Annotated in this window: 15 protein-coding genes; 7 read left to right on the forward strand and 8 right to left on the reverse strand. The window is 61.3% G+C overall.

What is annotated here, in order from left to right:
• The first annotated feature begins 35 nt into the window (after positions 1 to 35).
• Together D7241_RS05675 and pgm are read left to right on the forward strand one after the other, a co-directional pair.
• Complete coding sequence (locus D7241_RS05675) at positions 36 to 629, forward strand: LysE family translocator (RefSeq protein ID WP_408100666.1); 594 nt, start codon at positions 36 to 38, stop codon at positions 627 to 629.
• A 208-nt stretch (positions 630 to 837) separates the two neighbouring features.
• Positions 838 to 2,502, forward strand: coding sequence for a phosphoglucomutase (alpha-D-glucose-1,6-bisphosphate-dependent) (pgm, locus tag D7241_RS05680; protein WP_408100667.1), 1,665 nt, complete (start codon positions 838 to 840; stop codon positions 2,500 to 2,502).
• A 69-nt stretch (positions 2,503 to 2,571) separates the two neighbouring features.
• Here pgm and D7241_RS05685 read toward each other — a convergent pair whose 3' ends face one another.
• Positions 2,572 to 2,979 (reverse strand): RidA family protein, encoded by a 408-nt coding sequence (locus D7241_RS05685; RefSeq protein ID WP_408100668.1) that lies wholly within the window; start codon positions 2,977 to 2,979, stop codon positions 2,572 to 2,574.
• A 138-nt stretch (positions 2,980 to 3,117) separates the two neighbouring features.
• On the opposite strand from D7241_RS05685, the gene D7241_RS05690 reads away from it, so the two are divergent.
• A complete protein-coding gene (locus D7241_RS05690) occupies positions 3,118 to 4,050 on the forward strand; it encodes a LysR substrate-binding domain-containing protein (protein ID WP_408100669.1) in 933 nt (310 codons plus the stop codon).
• A gap of 253 nt (positions 4,051 to 4,303) precedes the next feature.
• On the opposite strand, the gene D7241_RS05695 is transcribed toward D7241_RS05690, so the two are convergent.
• The 6 genes from D7241_RS05695 to D7241_RS05720 form a co-directional block, all read right to left on the reverse strand.
• Positions 4,304 to 4,636 carry a gamma-glutamylcyclotransferase gene (locus tag D7241_RS05695; RefSeq protein WP_408100670.1) on the reverse strand — a complete coding sequence of 111 codons (333 nt, stop codon included), beginning with the start codon at positions 4,634 to 4,636 and terminating at the stop codon, positions 4,304 to 4,306.
• Between the two features lie 257 nt (positions 4,637 to 4,893).
• Entirely contained in the window at positions 4,894 to 6,189 is a 1,296-nt protein-coding gene (locus D7241_RS05700) for a TRAP transporter large permease (protein ID WP_408100671.1), read from the reverse strand.
• A complete protein-coding gene (locus D7241_RS05705) occupies positions 6,179 to 6,655 on the reverse strand; it encodes a TRAP transporter small permease (RefSeq protein WP_408100672.1) in 477 nt (158 codons plus the stop codon). The genes D7241_RS05700 and D7241_RS05705 overlap by 11 nt, the downstream gene beginning before the upstream one ends.
• 47 nt (positions 6,656 to 6,702) lie before the next feature.
• A complete protein-coding gene (locus tag D7241_RS05710) occupies positions 6,703 to 7,698 on the reverse strand; it encodes a DctP family TRAP transporter solute-binding subunit (RefSeq protein ID WP_408100673.1) in 996 nt (331 codons plus the stop codon).
• Positions 7,699 to 7,984: 286 nt separating this feature from the next.
• Complete coding sequence (locus tag D7241_RS05715; RefSeq protein ID WP_255975695.1) at positions 7,985 to 8,386, reverse strand: hypothetical protein; 402 nt, start codon at positions 8,384 to 8,386, stop codon at positions 7,985 to 7,987.
• Positions 8,387 to 8,475: 89 nt separating this feature from the next.
• Entirely contained in the window at positions 8,476 to 8,856 is a 381-nt protein-coding gene (locus D7241_RS05720; protein ID WP_408100674.1) for a winged helix-turn-helix transcriptional regulator, read from the reverse strand.
• Positions 8,857 to 8,943: 87 nt separating this feature from the next.
• Between D7241_RS05720 and D7241_RS05725 the strand changes: the two genes are divergently transcribed.
• Complete coding sequence (locus D7241_RS05725) at positions 8,944 to 10,005, forward strand: SDR family oxidoreductase (protein WP_408100675.1); 1,062 nt, start codon at positions 8,944 to 8,946, stop codon at positions 10,003 to 10,005.
• 80 nt (positions 10,006 to 10,085) lie between these two features.
• On the opposite strand, the gene D7241_RS05730 is transcribed toward D7241_RS05725, so the two are convergent.
• On the reverse strand, positions 10,086 to 10,484 hold the full coding sequence (locus tag D7241_RS05730) for a DoxX family protein (RefSeq protein WP_408100676.1): 399 nt from the start codon (positions 10,482 to 10,484) through the stop codon (positions 10,086 to 10,088).
• Between the two features lie 198 nt (positions 10,485 to 10,682).
• Here D7241_RS05730 and D7241_RS05735 point away from each other — a divergent pair, with 198 nt between their 5' ends.
• The 3 genes from D7241_RS05735 (at position 10,683) to D7241_RS05745 (ending at position 15,037) form a co-directional block, all read left to right on the forward strand.
• Entirely contained in the window at positions 10,683 to 11,750 is a 1,068-nt protein-coding gene (locus D7241_RS05735) for a M28 family peptidase (RefSeq protein ID WP_408100677.1), read from the forward strand.
• 720 nt (positions 11,751 to 12,470) lie between these two features.
• Entirely contained in the window at positions 12,471 to 13,241 is a 771-nt protein-coding gene (locus D7241_RS05740; protein WP_408100678.1) for a 3-hydroxybutyrate dehydrogenase, read from the forward strand.
• Positions 13,242 to 13,399: 158 nt separating this feature from the next.
• Positions 13,400 to 15,037 (forward strand): methyl-accepting chemotaxis protein, encoded by a 1,638-nt coding sequence (locus D7241_RS05745; RefSeq protein ID WP_408100679.1) that lies wholly within the window; start codon positions 13,400 to 13,402, stop codon positions 15,035 to 15,037.
• The last annotated feature ends 63 nt before the right edge of the window (positions 15,038 to 15,100 follow it).

The raw sequence follows: 15,100 nt of genomic DNA on the forward strand, positions 1-15,100 counted from the left end.
CTTTCCAAATCCCGGATTCGTTGGGAGTTGGCGCGATGAGCCAGTTCCTGCCCTTCGTTCTGTTTGCTTTCGTGGCATCGATCACCCCTGGGCCGACCAACATCCTCGTCCTCAGCAACAGCACTCTTTATGGTTTGCGCGCCGCGATGCCCATTGTGCTGGGTGCCTGTGCCGGGGCCGCGATGATCGTGCTACTGGTTGGATGGGGATTGGGAGGGGTGTTGCTGCGTTATCCCCTGGTGCAGCAGGGCATGGCCTGGCTCGGTGTGGCGTGGATCAGCGTGTTGGCCTGGCAGCTGTTCCGCAGTCCGGCAACCGGGCTCGCAACGGATCCCAACAGCAAACGCATGGGCGCCTGCGGTGGCGCCGCGTTGCAGCTGATCAACCCGAAGACCTGGATGATGGCGCTCGCGGTCATCAGCGTCTTTACCGGAGCGGATGCCGGCTCGACTCAATACGGCGTTTACGCACTGATCTTCTTTTTTGTCGCTGTGCCTTGCCTGGTTGCATGGGCCGTGCTCGGCCGGGGTGCCGCACGAGTCCTGCGTTCGGGGCGCGCGTTACGGCGCTTCAATCAGGGCATGGCGCTGTTGTTGCTCGTTTCGGCCTGGGCAAGCCTGCTGGCATGAAAGGAAGCGGGCTTCGGCGCGGTGAGGATTGGCGCTATCTTGCGCGTCCGATTCAGCCAGAACATTCCGCGTACGGTATGGGGAACCAAAGCCCCTGAACGAATGGTCTTAGCGCGTAGATAAATGACATCGACCAATCTTTGATTTGCTCCGTGCGGCCCACGGTTTGCCTGAGGCCACGTTTTTTATTTTTCCAAAGGAACGCTAGATGAGTCTCGACCTCAACGCAGGACGCCTACCCGAAGAACACACGCTGACCAACATTCCGCGCCTGATTTCGCGTTATTACAGCGAGCGCCCTGATCCCTCGGATCCGACGCAGCAGGTCTCGTTCGGGACGTCTGGTCATCGTGGTTCATCGCTGAAGAACAGCTTCAACGAATGGCACATCCTCGCTACCACTCAGGCAATCTGCGATTACCGTCGAGAGCAGGGCATCGACGGGCCGATCTTCGTCGGGATGGACACCCATGGGCTGTCCGAGCCGGCTTTCGTTTCGGCTTTGGAAGTGCTGGCGGCCAACGGCGTCGAGACGCGCATCGACGCCGGCTGCAGCGAAACCAACGGCGAGCCGGGCTACACGCCGACTCCTGCCATCTCCAATGCGATATTGGAATACAACGCCGGCCGCAGCAGCGGCCTGGCCGATGGCATCGTCATCACACCGTCGCATAACCCACCAGCCGACGGCGGCTTCAAGTACAACCCCACCAACGGCGGCCCGGCCGATACGGGTGTGACCAAGTGGATTCAGGAACGCGCCAACGCGCTGCTGGTCGCCGGGCTCAAGGGCGTGCAGCGAATGGATTACGCGCAAGCACTCAAGGCTCCGACCACCCAGCGCTTCGATTTCATCGAGAGCTACGTGGGCGGCTTGGACCAAGTGATCGACCTCGAAGCGATTCGAAATTCCGGCCTGAAATTCGGCGTCGATCCGCTCGGCGGCGCCGGTGTGCATTACTGGACGCGTATCGCCGAGCGCTATGGTCTGCCGCTCGAAGTGCTCTCCGCCCGAGTCGACCCAACCTTCCGCTTCATGCGCCTGGATTGGGACGGCAAGATCCGCATGGACTGCAGCTCGCCACACGCCATGGCCGGGCTGATCGAAAACAAGGACCGCTTCGACGTGTCCTTCGCCTGCGACACAGACCATGACCGCCACGGCATCGTCGCGCGCTCGGTCGGACTGCTCAATCCCAACCACTACCTGGCCGTCGCCATCGAATACCTGTTTACCCACCGCCCCGAATGGAGCGCTGGGGCGGGTATCGGCAAAACGCTGGTGTCTTCCTCGATGATCGACCGCGTCGCCAAGGGCATCGACCGCAAAGTCGTGGAAGTGCCGGTGGGCTTCAAGTGGTTCGTCGATGGCTTGATGGATGGCAGTCTGGGCTTCGGCGGAGAGGAATCGGCAGGTGCGTCTTTCCTGCGCAAGCAGGGCGGCGCCTGGTCGACCGACAAGGACGGCCTGATTCTCGGCCTGCTGGCGGCCGAAATCACCGCGGTGACCGGCAAAGACCCGGGCGAACGCTACCAGGCACTGACCGAGCGCTTCGGCGCACCTGTGTACCAGCGTATCGACGCCCCGGCCAACCGCGAGCAGAAAGCCAAACTCGGCAAACTCTCCGCCTCACAGGTCACCGCGGGCGAACTGGCCGGCCAGCCGATCACCCAGATCCTCACCGAAGCCCCAGGCAACGGCGCGGCCATCGGCGGGCTCAAAGTCGTGACCGACAACGGCTGGTTCGCCGCACGCCCGTCGGGCACCGAAGACGTTTACAAGATCTACGCCGAAAGCTTCGAGGGCGATGCGCACCTCAAGCGCATCCAGGAAGAAGCCAAGGCGCTGGTCGACGGCGTGCTCAACAGCTAAGGCGCAACATACAGACAAGCCGCCACCGGTTATCGGTGGCGGCTTTTTTATTCGCGGAGGCAGGAACGGTCAGCCGGCAGAGGGTTCGGGCAGTTTCGCGATCACCTTGATCTCGAACTGGAAGCCGTAAAGCCAGGTCACGCCTACAGCGGTCACAGTAGGATGAGGCGCGCTTCCCCAGTATTCCGGCACGACAACACTCCAGATCTTCTCGAAATGCGTTTGGGGGTCGACGATGAAAATGGTCACGTCGACGACATCATCAAACGTGCAATTGGCGGCTTCGAGAACAGCGTTGAGATTTTTGAAGGCCAGCCTGACCTGCGCTTCGAGGTCAGGCTCAGGCGATCCGTCGTCGCGACTGCCCACTTGTCCGGACACGAATAGCATTCCGTTGGATCGAACGGCTGGCGAGTAATGGTTACGCTCATAAAGCGCCTGGCGCCCGGCTGGGAAAACGACGTCACGTGTGTTCATGGATGTCTCTTCTGTCTATTGATATCGAGTGGAAGTAGTTGACGAAGAGACTGTAGAGCTGCCCGCTGGACGGATAAACTCGCAAGTCTGATCAGCACTGTTCTTGAATCCCAAACAATCCCAACGCCCGGAGATTAGATGGACCGCTTTGCCGCGATGCAGGCATTCGCCCGTGTGGTTGAAACCGGCAGCTTCACTAAAGCCGCCGACACATTGCACTTGAGCAAAACCAGCGTGACGCAGATGGTGCAGCAACTGGAGGCTCGGCTTCGCGTCAGGCTTCTCAACCGCACGACGCGCAAGGTCAACGTCACGGCAGATGGCGCCGCCTATTACGAACGGGTGCTGCGGTTGCTGGCGGATCTGGACGATGCTGAAACCAGTCTGTCCAACGCCTCGGCAGCGCCCAGGGGTCGCCTCAGAGTGGATGTGCCCAGCCCGTTCGCGCGCATGATTCTGATACCAGCACTGCCGGCCTTTCATGCGAAGTACCCCGAGATTCAGTTGGACTTGGGTGTGAGCGATCGCATGGTGGATCTGATCGATGAAAACGTGGACTGCGTCGTGCGCGGGGGCGAGCTCACCGATCTGTCGCTGATGGCTCGCCACATAGGTGATCTCCAACTGGGGGTGTACGCGGCGCCGAGCTACCTTGAGCGTGCCGGCATGCCGTCACATCCCCGAGATCTGGAAGATACACATCACCGCATCGTCGGCTTTTTGTGGGCGCGCACCGGGAAGGTCTTTCCCTATGCCATGCACTGCAACGGCGAGCGCGTCAGCGTACTTGGTCGTTACGTACTTTCCGTGGATGACGGCAACGCTTATCTTGCAGCCGGCCTGGCAGGGCTGGGGGTGCTTTGGCTGCCTGACTACATGTCTAAAGGCCATGTGGCGCGCGGCGAGCTGGTGCCACTGTTCGAGAACTGGCGACTCGACCCGATGCCGATGTACGTCGCCTTTCCGCCAAACCGCCACGTCAGTGCCAAACTCCGCGTGTTCATCGATTGGGTCGCTGAACTGATGGCACAGCATGCGTCTGTGATCGACCGAGCCCAGCTGTCGCCGTGACCGGGAGAAAGGATTGGGTTCCGGTCTTGTCAGCCTGCTGAGGATCTCCCCAAGTGGGTGTTCAGGTCTGAGCGCTTCACCGGCTGGGCGAACCTGCGGAGAACTTCGCATCGGAGGCTGTCGTAGGAGCGAGCTTGCTCGCGAAGCGTTTCGATAGCGCCCATTCGCGAGCAAGCTCGCTCCTACAGGTCGTTATCGATGATGCTTGATTACTGGAAAAGCCGGCCGGCGAAGCGAGCAAGAGAGGCGAGCACTAATTCGTTTTCAACGTGTAGATATAGGCGTCGGCTGTTCGATTGCCGTCGAGCCTTACTTCGGTCAATACGCGTGCGTAAGCTTCGCCTTCGAATTCGTCCAGCGTGGCCCAGTGATCGGCAAGCTTGTCCGAAGTAAACAGAAATCCCCGAATCACGTCGCCATGTTTGTCCAGCACGATCCCCGGATAACCCATGGCCGCACCCCAGCCTTCTTCTCGGAGCGTTCCGGTCACGCTCGCGGCTTCCCAGGAGCCGCCGATGTCGCCAAGCATGTGCTCATTCGGCCGGCCCGGCCCCAAGGTCCCGTAAACGAAGAGTCGTTCGACCATCTTTCCTCCAGGGAATCGGGGTTTTGGTTCTGTTGCGGTCATAGACCACTGCCTGGTGCAAATGGTCATGGCTCAGCACGGGTATAGATAGCGCAGCCCCAAAGGGGCTGGTTTACCTGGGCGAAGCGAGCGGCTGGACGCGCTACGCACTAGCAAACGAGGCATAACTGCTGCGCACGTGGCTGTCTCGCTTGTTTTGTTTGCTGCTTCTGAAAAGCCGCACGCAGGGCAGCCAAGGACCGCCCTGCGCACTACCTTCAGACCTCGTAACCCAGCACCCGCGGCAGCCACAGCGCGATTTCCGGGAAGATCGCGACCAGCACCAGCGCACTACCCATCACCAACACGAACAGCAGGGCCCAGCCGACCGTCTGTTCCAGGCGGATCTTGGCGACCTCGGTGGTGACCATCAGATTGATCGCGACCGGTGGGGTGAACTGGCCGATGGCGATGTTCATCGCCAGCAGGATGCCGAACCATACCGGGTTCCAGCCGAAGTGCTGCATCACTGGAATCAGGATGGGCATCAGGATCAGGTAGATGGAAATCGCGTCGAGCAGCATGCCGGCCAGCAGCACAGCGATCATCACCAGAATCAGCAGCACCGTGCCGTTGTCCGACAGCGAGATCAGCCACTCGGCCAAGTGGCGGAAGGTGCCGAGCATGGTACCGGCCCAAGCAAAGATGCCAGCCAGGGCGATGATCAGCATCACCACGCCTGAGATCACTGCAGCTTCACCGCAAAGCTTCCAGAGATTGCGCCAATCCAGCTCACGTGTGACGAACAGGCCGATCACCACGCCATAGGTAACGCCCGCCACGGCGGCTTCGGTCGGAGTGAACAGGCCGCTGCGCAGGCCACCGAGAATGAGCACGGGTGCGAAAAGCGCCGGCAGCGCCTGACGGAAGCTTTCGCCTATGGGTGGGCGTTCGGCACCTTCCGGGTTTTCCCAGCCGTAACGGCGGGCCAACAGCCAGGCCGGTAGCAACAGGACCAGGCCGGCGATGATTCCCGGGAACAGCCCTGCGGCAAACAGCGCACGCAAATCCACGCCCGGCACGACGATCGAATAGAGGATCAGCGCGATGGATGGCGGAATCAGGATGGCTGTGGATGCCGAAGCGGCAATCAACGTCGCTGAAAACGGCTTCGGGTAACCGGCGCGGGTCATGCTCGGCAGCATCACCATTGCCACTGCGGCGGCATCCGCCGGGCCTGAGCCACTCATGCCGCCCATGATCAGGCAGACCAGAATCGCAACCATCGCCAGGCCACCATGGCGCGGTCCGATCAGCGCCTGGGCAAAGCGCACCAGGCGTAGCGCCACGCCGGATTTCTCGAAAACGAGGCCGGTAAGGATGAACAGCGGAATGGCAATCAACGGGTATTTGGCGACGCCGTTGTAGGTGTTGGTGCCGAGGGTCGCGAGCATATCCGGCGAGAGGCCGGTGAGAATGCCGATAGCGCCGGACAGGGCCAGGGAAAACGCCACCGGCACGCCGATCAGCAGCAACAGCAGAAAGCTGGCGAGCATCCACAAATCAGGGCTCATCGGTAAGCCTCCCGCGCAGACGATCCAGCGTCATCTGGCTCAGACGCACGATCATCATCAGCGCCAGCAGCGGCAACCAGACCACGTACCACCAGTTCGGCAGCCCGAGGCCGGGTGACTGCGATTCCCACTGATATTCTTCCAGCGCGAATTGCCCGCCAAACCAGACCACCAGGCCCAGCACCAGCACACTGGCCAGCCACTGCAGGAGAATCAGCGGCACGCGCAGCTGCGGAAATAGCCGCTCGGCGAAGCCGATGCGTATATGCCGGTTGCTGCGCATCGCCACCGAGGCGCCGGCAAAGGTCAGGATGACCAGAAGAAAGACCGAAAACTCTTCGGTGAATGCAAAAGAGGCGTCGGTGAAATAGCGCACCACCACATTGGCCAGGCTGATCAGGCTGATGATCACCAGCGCCAGGGTAGCCAGCACGCGCTCAAGGCGCGCGTCCTGTCGATTGTTCATGGAATTCCTCGAATCCCGGCGGCGTCGCACCGCCGGGTAAAACGGTTTTACTCTGCGATCGCTGCGCGGGCTGCTTCGACCAGTTCAGCGCCGATCTTTGGCGCCCACGCTTCATGCACGCTACGGGTCGCCTCGGCGAAAGCCTGATGCTCTGCATCGCTCAGCTCGGTTACCTCGACTCCACGCGCGCGGATGTCTTCCAGACGCTTGGCTTCGCCGCTGCGTGACAACTCGATCTCCCACTTGCCGGCGTCGATCGCAGCCTGGCGCAGCAGCTCGCGGTCGGCCTCAGGCAGCTGCTTCCACACGCGCTGGTTGACGGCGAAGATCAGCGGGTCGGCCATGTAGTGCCAGAGCGTCAGGTACTTCTGGCCGACCTGATCGACACGCGCCACATCGAACACTGACAGGGGGTTCTCCTGGCCATCCACCGCACCGGTGGTCAGCGCCGGTTTGGCATCGGCCCAGCTCATCTGGGTGGGGTTGGCGCCCAAGGCGCTGAAGGTGTCCTGGAACAGTGGCGAGCCGACTACGCGGATTTTCAAGCCAGCTAGGTCTGCCGGGGCCTTCACGGGCTTCACCGAGTTGGATATTTCGCGAAAGCCGTTCTCACCCCAGGCCAGCGGGACGATGCCGCGATTTTCAATGGCGGCGAAAGCGAGCTTGCCGGCCTCGCCCTGGGTAATGGCGTCGAGGTCCGCGTTGTCGGCCATGAGGAAGGGCAGGGAGAACAGGTTCAGCTCCGGCACCTGTGGCGACCAGTTGATGGTCGAGCCGACGGCCATGTCGATCAAGCCGGAGCGCATAGCTGAGAATTCCTTGGTCTGGTCTCCAGCGACCAGTTGCGCATTGGGATAAACACGCAGGGTGATTTCGCCCTTGGAGCGCTCTTCGACCAGATCAGCCCACTTCTGCGCAGCCTGACCCCAGGGGAAGGCGTCGGAAAGCACGGTGGAGACGGAGTATTCGCGGGCTGAGGCGGCAAAGGTGGCAGATAAGGCAGCGGCGGCGGCCAGCGCGGTAAAGCAGCGGGTCAGTTTCATGAGGCGTCCTTGTTCGGATCAGTCTTGGTTTTATTGGCGAACGGCCAGGCGCTGACGAACAGCGACGGCTGTGGTGATGGCGGATCGGCCATCAGGACGCGCGGGTAGCGCGAAAGGACGCTGCAGGCTGCGGATGGTAGGTGCAGCATGGCTCGCAATGCGTCACGACCGCCGAAAACCTTGTGGGTGAGCGGCGTATCAACCGCAGTGCGGCTGACTCGGGCAACTATCGCAGAAGGTGCCAGCGAGCGCTATTGTCGGAGATCCGCGTTGCTGTCGGACAACTTCAAATATCGCGAAACAGGTCGTGGGCGTTGAGCAGGCTGTAGGCGATTTCAGGCCGCTTCTCCAGCCCTCGCCGAATCGCGGCGGGGATCGATTGGCGGGTCTTGCGGCAGAGGCCGGGCAGCTCTGCGATATCAATGCGGATGCCGCGCATGCTGCGCACTTCGTTGAAACCCGGTGCGATTTCCAGGCGAATGCCGAGCTGCTCAAGGATCCGTTGCTGCATGCGCTCCAGGTCGGCCAGGCTCGCCAGGTTCTCCAGTCGGTCCAGCAACCGGTTCTCCTCCTGACGGGTCAGGCGCAGGATGCGCAAATCGCTGTCAGGGGCTTCCAGCAATTCTTCACGCCCGCAGACGCAGGCGCCGGGCGGGCAGGGTTGGCGGATTGGGGCTGAGGAGGTCATGGGCTCAGATCATAGCGATGCGCGTTCGGAATTGCCCATGCCATTCGGCGGGTGCGCCCGCGGACAGTTGGTTCTGGCCCTCGGCATGCTCAGCGGCGTCGGGAGGTTCGCCTGGGTTGCAGGCTATCGAGGGCTGTTGCATTGATGCGGGCCCATTCGTAGACCAGCTCGATCGGCTGGACCATAAGTTTGCCCAGCGGCGATAGGCCATAGTCGACTGCGGGCGGTACCGTGTCGTGAGCATGGCGTTCCACCAGCCCGCTTGCCTCCAGCTCGCGCAGGATCTGGATCAGCATTTTCTTCGAGATGCCGGGCAAACTTCGGTGCAGCACACCGGTGCGGGCGAGTCCGCCATGCCGGGCATGCAACGTGTGCAGAATCATGCTGGTCCATTTGGTCGCGAAGAGTTCGAGCACACGTCTTGGTGCGCAATCTTCGCGCCATTGTTCTTCGTCAGAGCCAGGCTGCATGGGGGTGGTCACCTTTTGGTGCCGACTTGGATTGCGATTTTGCCGCAGTTAAGGTGCCCCACCTGTTCTTAGTTGGAGGCACGAACCATGGCAAATCATGCGCTGGTAGTCGGGGCGAGCGGAATCGTAGGGAGTGCAGTTGCGCGCCTGCTTGCCGATGAAAAATGGCCAGTGGCGGGGCTTGCGCGCCGACCGCTCGCCGAAGCGGGCGTGACGCAGATTAGCGCAGATCTGCTGGAGCCGTCAGCACTCGGCGCCGCGCTGAGCGGCCTGGCGCCGACCCATGTCTACCTCACCACTTGGGCGCGCCAGGCCAGCGAAGCGGAGAACATTCGCGTCAACGCACAGATGATCCGCAACGTTCTGGAAGCCGTTCGCTCGTCGTCGACAGTGCGCCATGTGGCGTTGGTGACCGGGCTCAAGCATTACCTCGGACCATTCGAGGCGTACGGCAAGGGCGCTCTGCCGCAGACGCCGTTTCGCGAAGAACAGGGACGTCTGAATGTCGAGAACTTCTACTATGCCCAGGAAGACGAGCTTTTCGCTGCTGCAGCGCGTGACGGCTTCAACTGGAGCGTGCATCGGCCGCACACGATCACCGGCGTCGCGGTAGGCAATGCCATGAACTTGGCGACGACCCTCGCAGTCTATGCATCGATCTGCCGATTCACTGGTCGGCCGTTCCGTTTCCCCGGTTCCGAGGTGCAGTGGAACAGCCTTACCGATATGACCGATGCGCGTCAGCTCGCCAAGCATCTGCACTGGGCATCAACGACGCCTGCAGCAGCCAATGAGGCGTTCAACGTGGTCAACGGGGATGTGTTTCGCTGGAGCTGGATGTGGCAACGCATCGCCGAGTGGTTCGGCATCGAAGCAGCACCTTTTGAAAGAGAGCCGGCGCCCCTGGAGCAGCAGATGGCGACGGATGCCGGCGTCTGGCAGGAGATGGCTGAACGCTTCGGGCTCGCCGAGACAGACATCAGCCAGCTCATATCGCCCTGGCATACCGACGCAGACCTCGGGCGTCCGATCGAGGTGGTGACCGATATGTCGAAGAGCCGCCGGCTTGGATTTCTCGATTACCAGGCCAGCGATCAAGCCTTCTTCGACGTGTTCGCCAGCCTGCGAGCGCGCAAGCTGATCCCGTGACTGGTAACGATCCGCGCGGCCGCGGGTTCCGGGCTTGTGCGGATCGCTGCCCGGCCTTACTGGCAACCGGCGCCGTGGTGCTAGTTGTATCGCCCGTTGATCCCGCCCACGCTGAACCTACCGGCACCGAGCAGGGCAATGGTGATGGCACCGAAGAGGAACATCCCCTGCAGCTCCAGCGCCCAGCCGCCCATCTTGCCGAGCGAGAATAGCTCCGACATATGTGCCAGGGCGAAGGCGACCAGCATGTTGCCGACCATCAGCACTGCACCCACGCGTGTAAACAGGCCGATGATCACCAATAAAGGCCCGACCACCTCGCCCAGATACACGCCGTACGCGAGAAACGCGGGCAGTCCGTGTCCGCCCAGCATTCCCGCAATCCCACCGACCCCGTTTTGCAACTTGAAGATGCCGTGCAACAGCATCAACACACCTACCGATACCCGCAGTACCAACTTTCCAGTGTCGTCAGTCATGGCTTGTCTCGTCCTCTCTGGCGCCAGGGCTCTGGCATCGATGTCTTACTAACATAGACCAGCGAATCTTCGCCTGCTCGCGGTAATAAAAGCGAGTCACACCTAGCTGTAGATCGACGATCACTGCCTTCAGATGCACGTGGCACGCTCCCGGCCGCTTGATGTCACAGCGATGGAGAGATAACCAATGGAGACCACATGTCGATTGAGGCGGATTTTGCCCTGCTTGAAGAACTTCTGATTGCTCGCGGGCCGGGTGGTCAAGAAGAGGAAGTGCGGACGATTTGTCGTAGAGAACTGGAGTCGAGCTGTGACGAAGTCTGGCTCGACCCGGCCAACAACCTCATCGGATTGATCCGTGCGCCGGGCGTATCTCGCGAAGCCGCACAGCGTGAGGCGATACGGGTGATGGCTCACCAGGACGAAATCGCCATGCTGGTAAAGCGCATCGCCGAAGACGGCCGGCTTCACATTGTCGCGCTGGGCGGCGCATTTCCGGTCAACTTCGGCATGTGCCCGGTAGACATCATGGGCGAGTCGCAAAACTTGCCCGGCGTACTGTCTTTCGGGACGATGCATGGCACGTCCGAGTCGCCTCAATCGACTCATATTCTCAGTGGCAACGTGCAGTGGTCCGACGTGCATGTCATCACTCGACGCAGCAAGGCGGATCTGACGCAAATGGGCGTCAGGCCCGGAAGCCGCGTGGTTCTGAGCCAGCATTGGCGACGTCCTTTCCGGGTCCACGATGCGATTGCCGCGCATTTCCTTGATGACCGGGCGCCTGTGGTTGCGGCGCTTCGCAGTGCCGAGCAGCTGGCTGCACGCAAGGGCGAGCTCAAGCGGGACGTCTATTTTGTGATGACGACAAACGAAGAGGAAACCAATTCGGGCGCGCAATATGCCGCACGCACACTACCGGGAGCCATATCGGTCGCTCTGGAAGTCGGTCCGATTGCTGACGAATACGCCACGCGGCTATGTGCCGATCCGATCATTCTTACCGGGGATGAGAAGGGCTTGTATTCGAGGTCGGTCGCTGACGACCTAATCAGCGCGGCGGAGCGCTGCGGCTATGCACCGCAGCCAGCCCTGATGCCAGGTTTTGCGTCTGATGCAAGCGCGGTGCTTGGCTCGGGATCGTCGGCGCGAGCCGGCTGCCTGGCAATCCCGACGGAAAACACCCATGGTTACGAGCTGATTACCAACGATGGGATAGAAGCATGCGGCCGGACGCTGACCGAATATCTACTGACGATGGACTGAAGCCGCGTCCGAACGGGAAGTGGAGCGTCCAGCTCTCGGCAAGTCCTGCTGGCGTGCTGCGATAACAACCAGGCCCGGCGAGATTACCAGGCCGGCATTCGTCAGATAACGATCCGTCGCGCACCGCAGGCTGGGTAAAACCCATCGCCTATATTTCCTCACCGCCGTTTAGACGTGGCTGGAAGTGACCTGCACAAGCTCTCTTTCCAAGCTACCGGTTTGCAAGCGGAGAGCAGTCGATGCGGCGAGGCAGCGCAGTCCAGCTAATAGGACATGCGCCGTCATGATGTGTATTGCATGGCGAGCATGTACAGGATGCTGGACATGCTACCTCCAGGCAGGCCCTGTCCGCCTAGCAGCCGGCTGTGCTTGAACAGCCTTGCTGTGCGTGGTTTGCAATGGTTTGCCAACCTTTCTGCTGCTTTGCATTCCGGTCTGGCATGGCTTTCGCTCTAGCTTCAGGGTCTCGCTTGTTTCTGATGCATTAATCAGATGCCTCGGGCCCGATAGGGCTAGCCGAACGAGATAACAAGAACAATAAGGAAAATCGCAGATGAATTCCCTTCTCGAGCTATCCGGCGCGCCAGCATCTGGTTTTGTGCCGTCCCGCTTTACTGTTGCCGCAACCAGCGCCTTCCGTAGCAACCGCTATGCTGACAGTCAGCTCGCCGCTTTTGGCAGCGCCCCCTCGACCGCCAACTGTCGCAATCGGAGCCAGCCATGATTCTCAAAGGCAAAGCCGCCCTCGTCACCGGTTCTACCAGCGGTATCGGTCTGGGCATCGCCTGCAAGCTGGCCGAGGCGGGGGCGAACATCATGCTCAACGGCTTCGGCGACGTGGATGCCGCCGTTGCCCAGGTAGCGGCGTACGGTACGCGCGTTCTGCATCATCCGGCCGACGTGTCCAGTGCTGAGCAGATCGCTGACATGATTAGCCAGGTCGAGCGTGAATTCGGCGCGTTGGACGTACTGGTCAACAATGCCGGCATCCAACACGTGGCGCCTGTCGAAGACTTTCCGGTGGAGCGGTGGAACAGCATCATCGCGATCAATCTGTCCTCGGTATTCCACACCACGCGTTTGGCGTTACCGGGCATGCGACAGCGCAACTGGGGACGAATCATCAATGTCTCTTCGGTGCATGGACTGGTCGCCTCGGCGCAGAAAGCCGCCTATGTGGCCGCCAAACACGGCGTGGTCGGGCTGACCAAGACCGTTGCGCTGGAAACCGCCACCACCGGCATTACCTGTAATGCGCTCTGTCCCGGCTGGGTGCTGACGCCTTTGGTGCAACAGCAGATCGACAGCAAGGCGCAAGTTCATGGCGACCCGACGCGAGCGACACGGGATTTGTTGATGGAAAAACAGCCATCGCTGGACTTCGTGACGCCTGAGCAACTGGGCGAGCTGGTGCTGTTTCTCTGCAGCGATGCGGCCAAACAGGTGCGCGGGGCCGCCTGGAACGTCGACGGCGGTTGGCTGGCGCAATAGCCGGCCTCCGACCCTGCGATTCCAGCCGGCCACGCCAGACGCCGGTCAGCGCCACACCTTATGAAATGGAACGATGCCTTATGACTGTGCCGGCCAGCCGGCCAGCCGGCCGTGGTCAGGCGAATGGTCGCCTCGCGGCAATCAAAAAGGATTCCGTCATGAATAAATTCTTCCGTCAGTTCCGTATTGCCCAGCGCGTCTGGGTGCTTACGTTCGGTCTTGGCCTGGTGGTCGTGCTGTTCACGTTGTGGATGGTGACGAGCCTGCAGCGCGGCCTTACCGAGGAGAAATTGGCAGCAGTAGATGCCGCTCTCACGACCGCCATACGTGTCATGGAACACTACGAGGAGCGCGCGCGTACCGGTGAGCTCACCCTGGAGCAAGCGCAGACAGGCGCGATGGATGTGATCGGTACCATCCGTTACCTGGGCGACCATTATTTATGGATCAACAATCTGGACTACGTTTGGCTGATGCATCCGGTCAGCCCTCAGCTGGTCGGACGAAACCTGCGCGATCTCAAGGACAAGGCGGGAAAGCCCTTCGTGCAGCAACTGGTCGAGGGTGTGCGTAGCAATGGCTCGATGCGACTGGAATACCTCTGGCCGCGTCCGGGCGCCAGCGAAGCGGAACCGAAGCTGACCGAGGCGCGCGGTTTCAAGCCCTGGGGTTGGATGGTAGCCAGTGGCATCCATCCGGCCGACATCGATGCAGCGGTGAACCGCGAGGTGAAGGGGCCGCTGATCATCGGCGCGCTGATTCTTCTGGCGTTGACTGGATTCAGCACGCTGCTGATCCGCAGCATCACCGGGCCGTTGCGTCGCACTGTTGCCGCTCTCGAAGAGGCTTCGAATGGCCGAACCGATCTGACGGTGCGTTTGCCGGTCGAAGGGCGCGACGAGCTTGCGCTGCTGGCGCGAAGCTTCAATACCCTGGTCGAAGCGGCGAACGATGTCGTCGCTCAGGTTACCGAGGCCAACCTGAAGCTGGTCGCCGCCAGCGATCATCTTGCCGAGATAACCGATAGCGCTCAGCGCGATGCCGAATCACAGGAACTGGAGACGGCCAGTCTTGCGGCGGCCATGAACCAGATGGTCGCGACCGTGCAGGAGGTGTCTCGCAACGCCGGTCTCGCCGCTGAATCGACTCGCCAGACCGAAATGGAGGCGGCCGACGGGCGTCGTGTCGTTGAGCAGAGCATGCGCGCAATCGAGGCGCTGACAAGTGATCTTGCTCAGTCACGCGCGGTGGTCGAGAAGCTCGCCAAGGATTCGCAGGACATCGGCACGGTAGTCGACGTGATCACCGGAGTGGCCGAACAGACCAACTTGCTCGCGCTGAATGCCGCGATCGAAGCGGCGCGTGCGGGCGAGCATGGACGCGGCTTTGCCGTGGTAGCGGACGAGGTGCGTTCGCTGGCGCAGCGTACCCAGTCGTCGACCCGTGAGATTCACGCGATCATCGAGCGTCTGCAATCGGGCGCAGTGATGGCAGCCGAGTGCATGGTTCGCAATGCCGACAAGGCGCAGCTGGCTGTGGAACAGGCTGCCCATGCTGGCGAGTCGCTCAACGCGATTACTCTGGCGGTTTCCTCGATAAACGACATGAACCTGCAGATCGCCACGGCAGCAGAACAACAGAGCGCCACCGCCGAAGAAATCAACCGCAGCGTGAGTGGCATCCGCGACACAGTCATATCGGGCGGGCAGACGGTAACGAGTACCCGTGGCGCCAGCGCTGAACTGCGCCAATTGGCACAGGCGCTTGGCGGTCACATGGAGCGCCTGAAGGCCTGACGGAGAATGGGCCGCGGCCGAAGCTCGGCCGCGGAAGCCTCCGGTTGTGGTGGTGTCATTGGA

The sequence above is a fragment of the Stutzerimonas sp. VN223-3 genome (assembly GCF_045999685.1).
Lineage (GTDB): Bacteria > Pseudomonadota > Gammaproteobacteria > Pseudomonadales > Pseudomonadaceae > Stutzerimonas > Stutzerimonas stutzeri_AR.